The sequence below is a fragment of the Mesorhizobium sp. WSM4817 genome (assembly GCF_055811135.1).
Window position 1 is genome coordinate 127,090 of sequence record NZ_JBVVQQ010000019.1, and the last position, 15,906, is coordinate 142,995.

Annotated in this window: 14 protein-coding genes and 2 pseudogenes; 11 read left to right on the plus strand and 5 right to left on the minus strand. The window is 60.5% G+C overall.

Annotated features, from left to right (window positions below; translation table 11 throughout):
* Positions 1-728: 728 nt before the first annotated feature.
* Together AC0L2K_RS23975 and AC0L2K_RS23980 are read left to right on the plus strand one after the other, a co-directional pair.
* Positions 729-3,557, plus strand: coding sequence for a xanthine dehydrogenase family protein molybdopterin-binding subunit (locus AC0L2K_RS23975; protein ID WP_473532496.1), 2,829 nt, complete (start codon positions 729-731; stop codon positions 3,555-3,557).
* Positions 3,558-3,580: 23 nt separating this feature from the next.
* The gene (locus AC0L2K_RS23980; protein ID WP_473532507.1) at positions 3,581-4,099 is read left to right on the plus strand and encodes a (2Fe-2S)-binding protein; all 519 of its coding nucleotides are present in this window, start codon (positions 3,581-3,583) and stop codon (positions 4,097-4,099) included.
* Between the two features lie 252 nt (positions 4,100-4,351).
* Here AC0L2K_RS23980 and AC0L2K_RS23985 read toward each other — a convergent pair whose 3' ends face one another.
* Positions 4,352-4,948 (minus strand): DUF6088 family protein, encoded by a 597-nt coding sequence (locus tag AC0L2K_RS23985; RefSeq protein WP_473532497.1) that lies wholly within the window; start codon positions 4,946-4,948, stop codon positions 4,352-4,354.
* A 400-nt stretch (positions 4,949-5,348) separates the two neighbouring features.
* A complete protein-coding gene (locus tag AC0L2K_RS23990) occupies positions 5,349-5,693 on the minus strand; it encodes a hypothetical protein (protein WP_065010969.1) in 345 nt (114 codons plus the stop codon).
* 868 nt (positions 5,694-6,561) lie between these two features.
* Here AC0L2K_RS23990 and AC0L2K_RS23995 point away from each other — a divergent pair.
* The 7 genes and pseudogenes from AC0L2K_RS23995 to AC0L2K_RS24025 all read left to right on the plus strand — a co-directional run.
* Positions 6,562-6,807: a helix-turn-helix domain-containing protein gene (locus AC0L2K_RS23995; RefSeq protein WP_473532498.1), complete on the plus strand. Its 246-nt coding sequence runs from the start codon at positions 6,562-6,564 to the stop codon at positions 6,805-6,807.
* A gap of 386 nt (positions 6,808-7,193) precedes the next feature.
* A complete protein-coding gene (locus tag AC0L2K_RS24000) occupies positions 7,194-7,601 on the plus strand; it encodes a hypothetical protein (protein WP_473532499.1) in 408 nt (135 codons plus the stop codon).
* 855 nt (positions 7,602-8,456) lie between these two features.
* Positions 8,457-9,365, plus strand: coding sequence for a BRCT domain-containing protein (locus tag AC0L2K_RS24005; protein ID WP_473532500.1), 909 nt, complete (start codon positions 8,457-8,459; stop codon positions 9,363-9,365).
* 208 nt (positions 9,366-9,573) lie between these two features.
* Positions 9,574-9,708: a hypothetical protein gene (locus AC0L2K_RS24010; RefSeq protein WP_473512908.1), complete on the plus strand. Its 135-nt coding sequence runs from the start codon at positions 9,574-9,576 to the stop codon at positions 9,706-9,708.
* Positions 9,709-9,981: 273 nt separating this feature from the next.
* Positions 9,982-10,281 (plus strand): hypothetical protein, encoded by a 300-nt coding sequence (locus AC0L2K_RS24015; RefSeq protein WP_473532501.1) that lies wholly within the window; start codon positions 9,982-9,984, stop codon positions 10,279-10,281.
* A complete protein-coding gene (locus tag AC0L2K_RS24020) occupies positions 10,278-10,709 on the plus strand; it encodes a PIN domain-containing protein (protein ID WP_065010975.1) in 432 nt (143 codons plus the stop codon). The genes AC0L2K_RS24015 and AC0L2K_RS24020 overlap by 4 nt, the downstream gene beginning before the upstream one ends.
* A gap of 50 nt (positions 10,710-10,759) precedes the next feature.
* Positions 10,760-10,951 (plus strand): annotated as a pseudogene (locus AC0L2K_RS24025) (DUF5131 family protein); the annotation flags it as partial.
* Here the strand turns inward: AC0L2K_RS24025 and AC0L2K_RS24030 are convergent.
* The 3 genes and pseudogenes from AC0L2K_RS24030 to AC0L2K_RS24040 form a co-directional block, all read right to left on the minus strand.
* Positions 10,951-11,585: pseudogene (locus AC0L2K_RS24030) on the minus strand (nucleotidyl transferase AbiEii/AbiGii toxin family protein); the annotation flags it as partial. The pseudogenes AC0L2K_RS24025 and AC0L2K_RS24030 sit on opposite strands and share 1 nt — an antisense overlap.
* Positions 11,578-12,195 carry a type IV toxin-antitoxin system AbiEi family antitoxin domain-containing protein gene (locus AC0L2K_RS24035; RefSeq protein WP_473532502.1) on the minus strand — a complete coding sequence of 206 codons (618 nt, stop codon included), beginning with the start codon at positions 12,193-12,195 and terminating at the stop codon, positions 11,578-11,580. The pseudogene AC0L2K_RS24030 and the gene AC0L2K_RS24035, both read right to left, overlap by 8 nt.
* Positions 12,196-12,861: 666 nt before the next feature.
* On the minus strand, positions 12,862-13,044 hold the full coding sequence (locus AC0L2K_RS24040; protein WP_065010976.1) for a hypothetical protein: 183 nt from the start codon (positions 13,042-13,044) through the stop codon (positions 12,862-12,864).
* 102 nt (positions 13,045-13,146) lie between these two features.
* On the opposite strand from AC0L2K_RS24040, the gene AC0L2K_RS24045 reads away from it, so the two are divergent.
* Positions 13,147-14,484, plus strand: a complete 1,338-nt coding sequence (locus AC0L2K_RS24045; RefSeq protein WP_473532503.1) for a serine hydroxymethyltransferase — start codon at positions 13,147-13,149, stop codon at positions 14,482-14,484.
* A gap of 54 nt (positions 14,485-14,538) precedes the next feature.
* Entirely contained in the window at positions 14,539-15,714 is a 1,176-nt protein-coding gene (gene metK / locus AC0L2K_RS24050; protein ID WP_065010977.1) for a methionine adenosyltransferase, read from the plus strand.
* Positions 15,715-15,906: the final 192 nt, after the last annotated feature.

Sequence of the window (15,906 nt, forward strand, 5' to 3'; positions counted from 1 at the left end):
AAACCATTTTGCTGTGCAGGTCTTTGCCGCCCCATGCGATTTGGGAGACCACGCATCGTTGAAGCGGATCAGCTTGCTTCTGCTGAGCGCATTTCGGGGGTCGGAAGAGAGTGGTTCGATCCGGCACTGACCCTAGAGCGGGGGGGCTTGGTTGAGCCGGTGCCGGACCGAACCGTCTCAGGCAACGCCGGCTATGTCGTGGGATATTGCGGCAACTCCGTGGCCAAACCGCGGCGGTGATGTGTCGCAGATTCACCGATTCCAACACGCGCATTGCAAACGTGACTGGACGTCCCGGAAACCGCGCAACGCTACTGGGTATGACGGGAGCTCTGCCGGTGGGCGGCCACTCTTGGCTATGAAAATAGCCGCCCGATCACGACAGTCCGATGCAGGAAGGAAAATACTCGCAATGTTGATTCCGTGGGGCGCCTGGCGACACACCACCACAAGCCAGCCTGCGTCGCCCGACCCCATCGAGTTCGACCAGATCCTTCGGAAGGGCTCACAACAGAGGACATGCTATCCAAACATTCGGATTCGAAGCAGAAGTCATGCGCTTCAATATTGCGGACTGATGCAACAGGCCCGGCGATTTTCATGACCGGGCAAGGCCGTTCCGTTTGTCAGCGATGCCGGAATGGCGGAACGGCCCCGAGTCGGCAGTATACAGGTGAGGCGAGCCAGCCGGGTGTAGGGTCGGGCTCTCGGCCTTTCGGGGAGACCGCATGAGCGGCAGGGTTTCGCGGCGCCAGTTCATCGCAGCGGCGGCTGGCGCGGGGATCGCGGTCAAGATCCGTTTTCTGGGCCGGCCCGCATCGGCTGCGCCCATTGCCAATTCGCCCGGCCATTCGCCAAACTGGATCGGACCGGACGGTCGGCCGCGTTTCAGGATCGACGCCGTGGCCAAGGTCACGGGGGACAAGACCTTCACCCGCGATTTTCGCGCCCGGGACATAACGGGCTGGCCGCACCAACAGAGCCACGCCTTCCTGATCCGCGGCACCTGGGCCGACGCCCCGTTGGACGGGCTGGACCTCTCACTGCTGGGCGAAGGTCTCAAGCCCGACCAATTGATAGCCGGCGAAGACCTTGTGCGCGATGGTCTTGCGCCGCCAGAAACGACGGCTCCCGGCTTCTATGGCGACATGTTCCTGGTGCCGAAGGGACGCATTCCGCGCCTGCTCGGTCAGCCGGTCGCGCTCTTGATCTACAAGGATTTCGCGCGGTTCGACGCGGCCAAGCGGCTGGTCCGTTTCGCCAAGGGCATCGTGCGTTGGGGCGCGGTCGGCGGCTACGACACGCCACCTCATTACGGCGCCAGCCGGTTCGTGCGCATCGCCGGCGCGACATCGGATGAAACCGATCCGCTCGAAGACACCACCATCTACGGCAGTTTCGAGCGCGATCGGGTCGTCTGGCCGAAGCCGGATCAGAGCGGCGATGCGGCGGCCCGCGCCCTGTGGGCGGCGGGCGAGATCGAGCGTGAGATCACAGCAACCGGCGACGATGCGTTGGTCCTGAAGCGAAGCTATTTCTCGCAGTCGACCGACGCCTGCGCGATGGAACCCGACAATGGCAATGCCTGGTTCGAGACGGGCAGTTCGACCCTGCACGCACTCATCGCGACCCAATCGCCTTATGAGGTGGCGACCTCGACGCTCGAAATGCTGTCGAAATCGCGGTTCGCGGTGAAGGCGCTCGACCTTTCGATCGGTGACACGGTCGGATACGGTACCAAGGATCATTCCATCTTTCCCTACTACGCCATCCTGGCAGGCCTCTATGGCGACGGGCGCCCGGTGCGTCTTGCCAACGACCGCCTCGAGCAATTCCAGATGGGGTTGAAGCGCCATGCCTTCTGGATGGAGAATACGCTTGTCGTGGATCGCTCCACGCACGCCTTCCGCATCATGAAAGGCAACTATCGCATGGATGCCGGAGGGCGGCGCAACTTCTCGCCCGACGTTGGCAAGGTCGGGGCCAGCGCGGCGCAGAGCATTTATTATCTGCCGAAGAGCGATTTCTCGGTCGAAGTCCGCGCTTCGCGCGCTGTCGATGCCGGTTCGACTCGCGGGTACGGAACGCTGCAGACCATGGCCGCGACCGAGATGATGGTTGATGAGGCCGCCGAACTGCTCGGCATCGATCCGATCGAGCTTCGCCTCAAGAACGCGTTCAAGACCGGCATGCAGAACTCGCAGGGCGCCATTGCCGGCGAGGCGCTAAGGACCGAGGAGATCCTGGAGCGAGCCCGTGCCCATCCGTTGTGGAGGGATCGCGCTGCAAACAAGGCGGCGTTTGAAGCCGCCAATCCGGGTACTCGCTATGGCATCGGTTTCGCGCAGGTGCAGAAGGACTACGGCACCGGAGCCGAGGCCGCGGTGACCACGCTGTCGTTCGATCCGTCCGGCCGGCTCGCCATGCGCCAGAACGGCAATGATATCGGCACGGGCCTGACCACCTCGCAGGCGGTGATGGTCGCCGACATCATCGGCCGGGCGCCGCACGACTGCGCCTTCGGGATCGTCGACTGGCCCGAGATGCCTCTCGTCTCCACCGAGGAGCCCTATACGACGCCGCAGGACAGGGAGGACGCGCTGGCACGCAACCCGCGCTGGACACCCTCGTTTATTTCACCGATGAGCGCCTCAAACAGCGCCTATTTCGTCGGCCACGCCACGCGGATGGCGACGTGCGCGCTGCTGCGCCTGTCGCTCTGGCCGGCTGCGGTCGCGCTCTGGTCGAGTGGACCGGGCGGCGGGCGGGCGGGGCCGCTCGGTATCGACATGGCGGACGTGCGGATCGCAGATGGCAAATTGACGGCTGGAGGGATGGAGCCGCTCGCACTGGAACAACTCGCGGCGGCGGCGCACAGGCTCGGCCTGGTCACAGGGGTCGGCGTCCATGTCTTCAACCGCGGGCAATGGGCCGAGGCGGTGTTCGATGTGCCGAACGTCGGCGCCGTCCGCTTGCCGGTCGACGCGCTTTCGGTCTGCTATGGCCAAAGCGCGCCAGCTGGTTTGAAGGCGCTGATGACCTGCGGCGGCTTCCATTTTCTCGACCGGCGCCAGGTCTTCTACCCTCCGGTACAGCACCAGAACGCCGCCGGCACCTGTTACACGGGCGTGGCGACCATCGCCGAAGTCGCAGTGGACACCGCCTCAGGCGACGTGAAGCTCCTTTCGCATCATTCCATCCTCGAATGCGGCACTCAAATCGTGCCGGAACTCGTCTCGGGTCAGCTTCAAGGCGGCATAGCTATGGGCGTCGGCCACGCCTTGCTCGAGGAATTGCCGCTCTATGAGGACGGTCCCGGCGACGGGACGTGGAACTGGAACCGGTATCGCCTGCCGAATGCCAGGGATGTCGCGGTCTGGACACAGACATCGGAGGTGTTGGCGCCGCTTTCCGATATCGACCCACCAAAGGGAATGGCCGAGGTTGTGATGATCGCGATCGTTCCGGCGATCGTCAATGCCGTCAACCATGCCATCGGCAAGCGTTTTTATCAGACGCCGATCACGCCAGAGAGGATTTTGGAGGCCCTGCCGTGACCGTCGCCACGCGACCACTTTCGATGACCGTCAACAATCGCAAGGTCGGTCCGGTCGACGTACCCGACGATCTGATGATGATCGACTTCCTGGGCGAATATCTCAACCTTACTGGCTCGCGGCTTGGCTGCGGCCAAGGCATCTGCCACGCCTGCGCGATCATTCTCGATGGGCCGGAAGGAAGCTCCCGCGAGATCCGGAGCTGCATCACCGGAGCGCACTTCTTCGACGGCAAGTCCGTCCGCACCATCGAAGCGCATGCCGAACGCGACGCGAATGACGATGTCGTCCGGCTCTCCGCGATTCAGCAGGCCTTCGTCGAACGTTTTTCGTTCCAGTGCGGCTATTGCACGCCGGGCTTTGTCACCGGTGCAACCGTGCTGGTTGAGCGTCTCAAAGAGAAGCCGGTCCGCAGGGCGGATGTCGAACGCACGATCGAGCAGGCGCTTGCGCCGCACATTTGTCGTTGCACCGGCTATGTCCGTTATTATGAGGCGGTCCGTCACGTAATCCTGAGCACGCCCGGCCTGGTACAGGGCTGAGGTCCGGCGATGAGGCGTTCCTGGATATTTGGCCTGCGGCACGCATCAGGTCGACGTACAGCCAATACGGGCGGTCTGTTTCCGGCACCTGGGCGTGTCCCTTTTGCTTGCCGCGATACGGTCAAATAGTTCTCGTCCGTGCCTGCGCTTGCGCGGCACGCCTCGCAAGAATATGCGGCTCGCGTCCCAATGTTGCCGAAGCGGTCCAGAAGAGCGTCTCTTTGTTGGCCCCGTTTCAAATCGAAGAACGGTTCACCGCTCATTTTCCGCTTTCGAGATCGCCGCATGGACCCAAGCTGGCACTTTCGCCTTGAGGGCGACTACGCGAGTCCATTCCTCGGGTGTCAGTCTGTTCTTGAGCAACTTCGCGTAGTGGACACCGTTAGCTCGGCCAAGGTGCGCGATTGCCCGGATGGCTTCGCCCGACCTGTTCTTTGGCAGGCTCGTGATCCAGGCGGGGGCGTGCTTGAGGCGTATTGTGCGGCGGCCAAGTTTCAGGTTCTTCGACTTTCCGGTCGTGAGAAAGACTTTTTCAACCGGAACTTGTGTCGTCAGGCCCAGCTGGTTCGCCGCCGTAGCACCGGAATTGACGACCTTCTCACCTGACAACGAAGCGTACGACTTCACGACGGCTTCCGCTTCCGGCAGCACATATCCATACGGCGTTTTCCTAGAGGGCGTGTACATTCCCCTGTAGACGCGCGCCAGTTCGCCCTTTTTCGCAAGTCTGCTCAGAGCTTGATCGGCTGCCGCACGGTTTCCAGAGCCAACGAATTCCTTCGAAGTGAGCAAAGCACCTTCCTTGGCTCTTTTCGTACGCATTTGAACCGCTCGCGTGACCTCTTCCATGGCATTAGCTCCTGTCAGAGAGAAGATTCTAGTTTCTGACCGAATTGGCTTTTATCATATTGATTACAAAAAACAGTTCAAGATGGGCTATGGCCAAATCTGGACGCTATATCCCACCCAAATTATGACGCGGCCTGCCTGTCCAAACTGGACGTCTGGCATGAGCTTTTGGAACGGGATCAGGCTGCCGCAGGTCTTCGACCTTCCTGCATGGATGAATGAGGCATCCGGGTAAGGCGACTGCGGAAGATGGCCCGAGTCATTGCCGCCCTCGCCCGCAACTTCAGGCCCGACGAGGTTGCCGATGATCGGCAGCTCCATTTCGGGGCCGCGGCTCGAGGGTTTTTGGGAATCAAATCGCGACCATCTTACGGCCGCACCAAAGTCGAAATCGGTCGATTCAGAATCCGAGCTTCAGCGTCGGATCCACAGTTTCCCGTGTTTTCCTGAAGGTCTCGGCGAAGTTGTCTTCCAGAGCCACGTTTGCCAACGCAAATTCGACGAGCTCGGTATCAGATGTCAATCCGCTTCGAGCTTTGGCCTTCTTAATTAGATCAGCACTCACCCGTCCCGCAATCCTGCCGTCCTTCTCAGCGCGCAGGCCGGATTCTTCCGCCCTCTGCAGGACGGCGTTAATCCTGGCCAAGCGACGCATCTGCAATTTCTCAGCCAGTTTGGGAAAGGTTCTCGTCCGCTTGCCCACCGACCCTTGGCCGCGACGCATACGTACAGCTATCTTCGTCATCGGGGTTCCTCGCAGGTCCCGTTTAACAAAAATCGATTTTAGACAACATAGCCGGCGAGGTGATTTTTCAAAAACCCCAAAATAAAAGGCGGTCGTTGGCAGCCCCGGAGGTTGGGTTGCTGAAGCTCTCCAAAAGGAGGGATGTCACGGCTGCAGCGACCGGATGGCTGGGTTTCGGAGCGCCAGGTCGTAGGCGCTCCCGGGCCAAGCTCGCAGCGGTGAGTTTTCACCTCATCCGAGCGGCCCGGCAGCGCCAAGTTGGCACGATTCGGGTGTTGCCAGCATCGCGCCAATTCGAAAGATCGGTGAGGCCTTGACCATCGCCAGCACCTGACATGCTTTCTATAAGCAACTTGCGTAGGGATCGCGTGTGCAGCTATGATATCGAACTCATTGTGGACGCTGACATTTCGGAGGACCCTGCCTCCTCTTTGATGTCGTCTAGCCCGATGGCGTGCTTCAGCTATTGGGGGACGTGGAGATGGGCAGCAACCATCTGGTTGTCCGTGACCTGCATATCGGGGGCGATGCCCAGGTCCAATGGGGTTGGTCCAAATTGCGCAAGCTCGGTCGAGTGATCGCGGAGAAGCTTAATGTCGACTACATCGAAGTTCATGGAGCGGTTCGGACAACGGGTGCGAACCCGGGACGTCGTCCGGGTGTCGTCAGGCTCTCCCGTCCGGCTGAGCCTCAGCTTTCTACACGGCGCGAATACTCCTGAGGCTGCTCGGGTTCTCGTTAGGAGACAGCTGCCGCTGAGGACGGCCCATGCGGTACTCACGGAAATGGTGATCACGGCAAGGCGTTCGTAACTGTTCCTTGCGTCGACGACCTGCGGGCACTTAAGGACGAACTCTCGTCCGCAGGAGTGATCGCGAAGGTTCATGCGCCGCGGCCGATAAGCGTTCGCGACGTTCGGGATCGCACCAAGCTGTCCCAGGAGGCGTTCTCCGTGAGGTATGGCCTCGATCCGGCAACGCTTCGGAACTGGGAGCAAGGTCGCTCGGAACCGGATGCAGCGGCGAATACTCTCCTTTGGACCATCGCCCGGAATCCGGAGGCAGTCGAAAAATCGCTCGACATGGAGGACGAAGTGGCGGCGCCGTCTCGCTAGTAGTCTAAGTCTAGGGAGAGGGCCGTCGGAACGGCCACTCCATCGCGCGGCTACTCGGCAGCCAACGCGATGGCCGGCCGCCGGACGGAAGGCAACAGATCCGGGAGATGAGCGGATCCGGCCTGCTGTAGCGCCTTTCCGTCAGCCGTTTCTCGCCTGACCGCCGCAGTGCCAGAACGGGCCGCCCCGCCTTCCGACGCGTGTAGGGGCCCCGGTCACTCAGCAAGAAACTCGATTTGTTTCGCGCTGAATATATGCACAGGAAATCAGCATCTTTATGTCGCGCTATATGGCTATCGAAGAACGGAAATATCCCGGCGAGCTAGCGTCGCCACAGCAGGTTCACGAGCTGGCAGAGGAAAACCGCAAGGCGGCAAACCACCTCCTTGAGCTCGGACGACCCGGCAAGCCGCTCACCAGAGCGCCTGACCGCGCTTTTGCTCCATCGTGGGCACAATCCCAATCAGATCCGCAAACTGCAGCACGACCTGTCGAGACGCACGGAGCACGGACTGGAGGCGGGCCTGCGCCTTCGCACGAAGACGGCCAAGCATCTCCAGTCCCTTAGCCAGAACCGTGAATATCTCGTCACCCGCTACGGCCCGGAACGGGCCGCCACCGCCTTGCAGATAAACCGCCTCACCGCCACCCTTGAAGAGGTGGCGGCAAAGGTCAGTGCATTGATCGCGCTGCCCGCGAGATTGCAGCAGGCAGATCCAGCTGCCTCCGGGGAGGTTCATGGCCGGGATTCAGCGGCCTCCTGGTCTGCTTCGACAGTTAATCCAATGACATGATGCACCAGGAACACGTCGACTAGGTACGCAGCCTCGTTCCGTGAAATCGGCAACATGTCTGCGGTGATTTCATTATCGATATAGGACTCGGCGTCCCAAAGGGTGCGAGTCAGCTTCTCGTTGGCCGGCTCAATCCGCTCAAGGACCCTTTCGAACGCGGCGTTTGGCAGCCTCGATAAGCACAGTACGGTCGGCCCCGGCGACTGGCAAGGACGCAATAACGGCATGGGAATCCATGACGAACGTTTCCTTCTGGAGTGGCGGTCTCTTGCCTCAGCATTTTCGGTCGCCATGCCGACGCTGGTTCTTGCTGGGTGGCTCGTCGAAGCGCCAGGCGCCACCTTGTGCTCACATGCGCAGCCGCAGGATACGCGAGAATTCGGCAGATGCAATCCAAGGTGACATCGTCGAGCACGGCAGCGCCAGGGACAGAACAGTGTCGGCGCAGTAGGCGAAAGGCGGTCTCCGAGCTTTAGCTTCCCACACGAAGCGATCTGGAACCAAGCCTGATCTCCGGAGCCGCCGTCGCGCGTCCCGTCAAGCGCAGGCGCGCGCACTCCGCAAGGGCTTGAGCGGAGCGTCCCTTGAGGACGAGCACGGCTGCGCGAGGGACAGAGCGCGTCGGAGGCGGAGCGGGAGCGGGTTCAGGCGGCCTGATCCTTGGTGTGTCCAGAGCGTCTTCTTTGGTCGGCCGCTTACGCTGTTCCTGGGGGTGGCAACCTGGCCCTATCCTTGTCGAAAGCAAGGAGCTAACGGGATTAAGCCTTCCGGTTTCGGCACGCGTTGTCTAGTCGGCGGATAGATGAGTGTTGTGATGTCTGCTACAATCGAAAAGTAGAGTCGAGGGGGGCGACAATGGTTGAAGTGTTCCGCGGAAGGAGCGGTAAACTCGAACACGAAGGGGCCGCGCTCGGTAGAGTCCATGCGCAGGCAAATCACCGCAAGGCGTTGGGGTACTGGCTCGGGTTCTTGAAGGGCGTGATGGCCAGCGAGCGGGTCGAGCGGGCGGAGATGCCGCCACTCAGGGTCGAAGCTGAGCAGTTCCTGTCCCTTCTTCACGACGATGATGCTGCCGAGCTCATCCGCGATCTGGATATTTGGGGTAACGCGCCCGAAGAGATCTACGCCGTCCTTGAAACAATAATCGGCATACGCTCACGGGAGTTTGTCGCAGCTGACGACAAGGACGAAGTCAACGAGTTCTACGGATTCTGTGCCGGTATCGCCTGCGACAACTCCATCACGCCAGCAGAGGTCGAAAAACTGCTGTCCAGGTTGGACTCGAGTGTGGTCCTGCGCAGAGACAGCCGCGTGGCAACTCTCGGAGAAACTGCCAGAAGGTCTTTTGCTGACGGTCGCATAACCGCCGACGAGGCAGAAGACATAGGCGGGTGGATTGCCCGTCTTGTCGGCGACAGCGCGACAGACACGGGGCTGCCTACCTTCGGCAATGTGGGTGTCATTGACGGCGCCTTGGAGGATGCAAGCCAGTTCGTGATTCCGAGCCGGATGTTCGTCCTCACGGGGAAATTCGCCATCGGCCCTCGAAAAGTAATCGCTGCGATGATTTGCGAACGCGGCGGTGATTGGAAGGACACCGTCTGCGGCCAGACCGACTACCTCATCGTCGCGGCCGAAGCGTCTCGGGACTGGAAGCACAGCCACGAAGGCACGAAGATCATCAGGGCAATGGAGCTTCGCGAAAAGGGAGGTCGGCCGCATCTGGTTCTTGAACCGATGCTGGCCAAAGCGTTGGGTTTCTGACCGCCTCCATCCGGCAAAGGGAAAAACCTATTGTCTTGGAGGTGCGGCTTCAGAGCCTGGTCGCGTCGGAAGCGCGGAGCTGAACACCTGAGCCTTAGTGAATCGTGATACGGGTGTCTGGGCGCTCGCCACACTTTTCTGACAGTTTTAAGGCGAGCAGCGGCGGCACCTGCAGGAACAATATCTTCCGCAGGATCGCGGCACCGTCGTGCTTCACTGGTTCACCGGAAGCAAAAGCGAGGCTCGACGTGCGGCGATGCTCGGCTGCTATTTCTCCGTCAAAGCCGAGATGACCCGTTCGGATCGCGGCCGCTCTCTCGCCTGCACTTGCCCATCGATCTGATGGTGACAGAGACAGACGGCCCCTTTCAATGCCAAATGTTTTCTGGCAACGAGAGAATTTTGAAGTTTCGTAAACTATCGGGACCAGTTGGACGATTTTGCACCTCGCGGCCTCCCGGCGGCTGCTTGACGCTCGTTAAATACCGTCGCGCAACATATATCACGCATCCTGGACCGATGCCATCCAACCGCAAGGGAGCACCGCCCGGACTGCCCGCGCCTTGATCAAACCCTGCGTTCTGGTTATATTACTGGAAATATGTCGGAGGCAACTATGGGCAGCTCGCAAAAACGCGCCATTCAAAACTATCGATCTCGCCTCAGCGAGCGCGGCTTGGCGCGCTTCGAAGTGCTTGGCCGCGATGCTGATCGCGACCTCATTCGATCTTTGGCTCGCCGCCTGGCCGAAGATGGGCCGGATGCCTCTAGCCTGCGCGCTGCTGTCAGCCAGACCATCGCGGGCGAGCCACCCAAGCCTGGCGGGATCCTCGCCGCATTGCGTCGTTCGCCGCTGGTGGGAGCTGACCTCGATCTTTTCCGCCCCCATGAAGAGGGACGGAAGATCGACCTGTGACAGGCTACCTCCTCGATACCAACATCATCAGCAATGTCGTCAAATCGCAGCCGTCGGAATCGCTCCTGGCATGGATGTCGAGACAGCGTGACGAGGATTTGTTTATCGCTTCGCTGACCGTTGCGGAAATTCTTCGCGGGGTTCTGGAGAAGCCGCGCGGGAAAAAACGCGACGCACTTGAAAAGTGGTTCTCTGGGCCTGAGGGGCCGCCGGCGCTGTTTGCGGGCCGCATCCTCTCGTTCGACGACAAAGCCGGGCTGATCTGGGCGCGGCTGATGGCAGGAGGAAAAGCGGCCGGCAAGCCGCGCAGCGGGCTCGACATGATCATCGCCGCTGTCGCCGGAGCGAACGAGTGCGTGCTGGTAACGGATAACGAAAAAGACTTTGCCGGGCTCGAGGTCGTCAATCCGATACGCGGAGCGGTCTGATGCGGCGGCGGGTCAAGGAATGCTCGGGAGGGTAAGATGACTGAACTCAGATAGAGTGGACAGACTCCACTTGGAACCCGGTCGCAGGGTGCTCGATCGTTACGTCAGGCTGCACCCATTGTTATGCAATGGAGATGGCCAGACGGCTTGAGGCCATGGGCATCGCGAAATATGCGGGGCTTACCCGTAAAACGGGAAAGCGCACGGTGTGGAATGGCGTGGTGCGGGAAGACCGCGAGGCGTCGTCGTCGAAGGTGAAGGACCGGCTGAGAATCCAGATGTCGTAGAAGTCCTTCATCCTGCTATTCGCCCGCCCCAGCGCCACCATCGCCTGATATTTCTCGGCAGTGACAGTTTCCCGCGCATAAGCCCGCAGCCGGGGCATGGGAAGTCGAGCATGGAAGGATAGTCCAGCTCTTCGGCACCAGGCTCCAGCGCATCGTCAAAGCCGATGTCGATCGTCAGGCTGACCCGGGCGCCGCTGATCGAGGCCGTCGTCAGCCTGAGCCCACCATACTCCAGCTCCTCGCGTATGCGGTCGACCCGGAGTGCGTCAGCGTCGAACTCGACGCCATCGCCGGCGTCCTGCGCCAGGACCTCCCGAAACGTCGCCAGCATTGGCTCCGCGCTCGGATCGCCAAAACCCAGCAGGTCAAGGTCGCGGGTGCCGCGGTGCGGATCATCGAACCAGCTCATCATCAGCATCGCGCCCTTCAGCACGAAACGGTCGGCGTGGGGTGACTGGCTAAGCCGGAAAAGCAGCCGCTCGAGGGCGAAGCGGGTCAGAACCAGATCGAAGCTCTGGCCACTTACCTTGGCGAGTTGCAGCAGACGTGCGCGCACCGAGGCGCCGATGTTCTTGATCTCTTTAGCCATTGGCAGTCAGCGACTCGATATACGGCCGGATGACCGTGGCGACACCGCCACGCTCGGACTGCCTGGCAATTTCGCCGGGAGTGGCCTTGCGCTGGCGAAGCGCTTCCTGGAGGCCCTCGATCGCCACCGACAGGCCGATCTTGTTGCGATATCGGAAACAGTCCGCGATTGTTTTGACAACCCCAAAGACCTTTACGGTCACGCCCTCGACAACATGAGTTTCGACGCTGTCGTTGAGCAGACTTTCGGTAAAACGCACGATGCGAATGGGTGTGCCGTTGGGTTTGGGAGCCCAGTCCTTCTGGCCGATGGCCAGCCATACCTGTCTCGGAAGCTGATCGGTCAGCTGGTGGAATGCCAGGGCTGACACAAGGCAGACAACGCCTTTGGGTACGCGCTTGGCAGCCTCGGCTAGGCTATGATTGGCGTCGAGCGGCGCATCGGAGAGCTGGTAGAGGCCGCGTGCGAGCCGGAGCACCTCCCCATCCCGTTCCATGCGACTCATCGTGGCCGCTGTTACGCCGGCGTTGCGCAGCTCCGCGAGACGCGCGATTCCGCGCACTGTCAGAAGTGCGTGGGCGATTTGACGCTGGGGAGCGGGCTCTGGCATACGAAATCTCGGGACTAAGGGGTTACAGTCCGAGGATTTGTATCACTTGTTGAGAATCAATGAAGCCAATCGTCAGCTGCATTGAGCCTTGCGCCGCAGCCATGCTTTGAGTTCGCCGTGGACGGCGGCGACTTCGAGCAGGATATTGGTTTCCCTGGGATGTGGTCCATCGGGATAGAGATCGGAGCCATGGATAACATGGATTTTTCATCCCCGTCGATGCTGAGCGTCCTGCCCATCGCGCGGGGACCAGCGCATGAAGGCCTCGGCCGTTCGCCGCATCTTCGCAAGCCGGCCTTACCGCGCAGCCGCCGTTGTGCTGGGGCGCATCCTAGCCGGTATGCACGTGTCGCAACAGATCCTTCAAAGAAAATCGCGGACTTTTAGCACTCTAAACCGCTGAGAATATGTACGTTGAGCCTGTCATTTGGGCCGCGGGTCGAGACCGTGGCGTATCGGAAACGATCTGCGATGCGGTCGGGCGTATTGACCTCGCCGGACGGCAAGATTGCCTCTGAAATTAGTGGGAGGACGCCAAATGGACGAAGTCAATACAAGGAGTGCCGGCCGATGGTGACACTGGTCATGCGCCTAAAGGCCGCGGCTCATCTTGATCGACTTCGAATCCTGGGACTTTGTGCGCATGCGGACCTAACCGTCTGCGAGCTAGCAGAAGTTCTGAGTCTGTCTCGCGAGCACGTGGTCGCACACGTCCGCCAGCTCGCCAGAGCCGGCTTTCTTCTCGGCAACGAACAGCGCCCCTGGCCTTCGTACCACCTCGAAGCAGGAGGCTCGGACGGCGGCTTGGTTCAATTGTTGGTTGATCTCCTGCCCCACGGCGATGGCCATCACACACAAGACCTACAGCGCCTGGAGGCGATACAGGGGGCGCGGTCCAAGGTGGCCGCCTGCTTGTCCTGAAACTTAGTCCCAATGGAGCGCGAAGCTGATATGAACAATTCGACTGGCGGCGCCATCGCGGAGCCTGACACTTACGGGTGGCCTCACCTGGCTGCCGTAGATTCTCGCGTTCACGAGCTGCTTTTAAGACAGGAGCGCCAGGAGCGGACGACCCTCAAACTTATCGCCTCCGAGAACTTCGCGTCCTCGGCGGTGTTGGAAGCGACCGGGTCTATTTTCACCAACAAGTATGCCGAGGGATATCCCGGCGCGCGCTACTACGCCGGAAACGAGATCGTCGATGAGCTTGAGAACCTCGCCATCGAGCGATTGAAGGCGCTATTCGGCTGTGAACACGCCAACGTGCAGCCTTATTCCGGCTCGCCGGCCAATCAGGCTGTCTGTCGAGCGCTGTTGTGTCCGGGAGACAAGATGATGGGCTTGACGCTCCCCGGCGGCGGGCATCTGACTCACGGTTGGGTCGTCAACTTCTCCGGCACTGACTATCAGCGAGTTCCGTACGGGCTGCACGACAAGACGCAGCAGATTGACCATGACCGCTTGCGCGAGACGGCCAAACGGGAACGACCGAAGCTCATTTGGGTCGGCGGAACTGCTTATCCGCGTATCTTTGACTATGAGGCAATGGCCGAAATTGCTTCCGAGGTGAACTCCTATCTCGTGGCCGACATCGCCCACATCACCGGCCTCGTTGTCGCAGGAGTGCATCCGAATCCTGTTGGCCATTGCGATGTGGTCACCAGCACCTCTCACAAGTCGATCCGCGGCCCCCGCGGTGGCTTCATCTTGTCAAGGAATGAAGACCGCTATCAGGCGCTCTATCATTCCAAGAGCAAACACAATCTGGCCAAACGCATAGACCGTGCCGTGTTCCCTCTCCTCCAGGGCGGACCGCACATGAATACGATTGCCGCGCTAGCTGTCGCTCTGCAGGAAGCAGGGAACCTGTCCTTCCGTGTGTACGGTCAGCAGATCGTCAAAAATGCCAAGGCGCTGGCCCAGGCGCTTCTACAGCGAGGTTATGAGCTCGTCACGGGGGGCACTGACAATCACATGCTGATCCTTGATCTTCGGGACCGGCCGCTATCCGGGAAAGCCTATGCCGAGCGCTTGTCGCAAGCGGGCATCATTACGAATTTCAACATGGTGCCGGGCGACGGGCGCCATCCCGCGCTCACCAGCGGCATACGCTTAGGCACGCCAGCAGTGACGTCTGTGGGCATGCGCGAGGCGGAAATGGTGCAGATTGCCGCTTTCATCGACCTGGTCTGTCGCCAGCCCGATGATTCGGACGTGCATGCCAGGGTGCGCAGAGACGTTGCCGACTTCTGCGCTGCGTTCGACGTGCCTGGCATCTCCGACAGGTAAGACGGCCAGATCAACTGTCACATCCAATTCCAACGTTTGAAGCGAGGACATTCCATGACCAGACAATTCGTGTTCTCTTCCGAATCCGTCGGCGCGGGACATCCCGACAAGATGGCCGACAATATCTCAGATGGCGTCCTCGATGCGATCCTCCGCAAGGATCCTACGGCTCGTGTTGCTTGTGAAGCGTTGGTGAAGTCAGGGATGGTCGTTCTGGCTGGCGAGATCACCAGCGACGCGCAGATCGACTACAGCCAAGTTGCCCGCGATATCATCTTGGACATTGGATATGACGACGATGCGATCGGCTTTGACGGCCGGCGTTGCGCCGTGATCTTGGCCTTGACCGAGCAGTCGCCTGACATCAGCCAGGGCGTCGACGAGGGACGAGGGCAGGATCTCGAGCAGGGAGCGGGGGATCAGGGCCTCATGTTCGGGTACGCGTGCAACGAGACCGAAACATTGATGCCGTTGCCAATCCAACTCGCTCACGAATTGACAAAAAAACAGGCAGAGGTGCGCCAAACCGGACGCCTTGGCTGGCTTCGCCCGGACGTTAAATCTCAAGTGTCCGTCCGTTATGAGGGTTTGCGCCCGGTAGCGCTTGATACCATAGTCCTGTCGACGCAGCATGACGAGGAGGTCTCACAAGCCACAGTCCGCGAAGGCGTCATTGAGGAGATCATAAGGCCGGTCTTGCCCCACGACTTGGATACGACGGGGATAAGGTTCCTGGTCAATCCAACAGGCCGGTTCGTGGTCGGTGGGCCGCGCGGCGACTGCGGGCTCACCGGACGCAAGATCATCGTCGATTCCTACGGTGGGATGGGGCGTCACGGCGGCGGCGCCTTTTCGGGCAAGGACCCGTCCAAGGTTGATCGCTCGGCCGCCTATGCGGCGCGGTACGTCGCAAAAAATGTCGTTGCAAGCGGCCTTGCGGATGTCTGCGAGGTTCAGCTTGCCTACGCGATCGGTGTGGCCGCGCCGGTGTCTATCCTGATCAATACCTTCGGAACCGCAAAGATCGACGAAAAAAGGATCGAGCGCGTCGTTCTTGAGCTTTTCAATCTCCGACCGAAAGGCATCATCAAGATGCTTGATCTCTTACGCCCAATATACCGCAAGACCGCGACATACGGACACTTCGGCCGCGAAGAGCCGGAGTTCACGTGGGAAAGGACGGACAGAGCTGAGGACCTGCTGCGTGAGGCAGGACCGGCAGCAGCATGATGCGCCGATGTTGGATTCAGCGGCATACGGCAACTCCATTCCACACCTGCAAAAACCCGCCCGCGCCCGGCGCGGCAGAGGGTGGGTTTTTGGCGGAGATATGAATAGATGCTGGACTATGACGTGCTTTGTATCGGTAATGCCATTGTCGACATCATCGCCCAGTGCGACGAGGCATTCCTTGAGACGAAC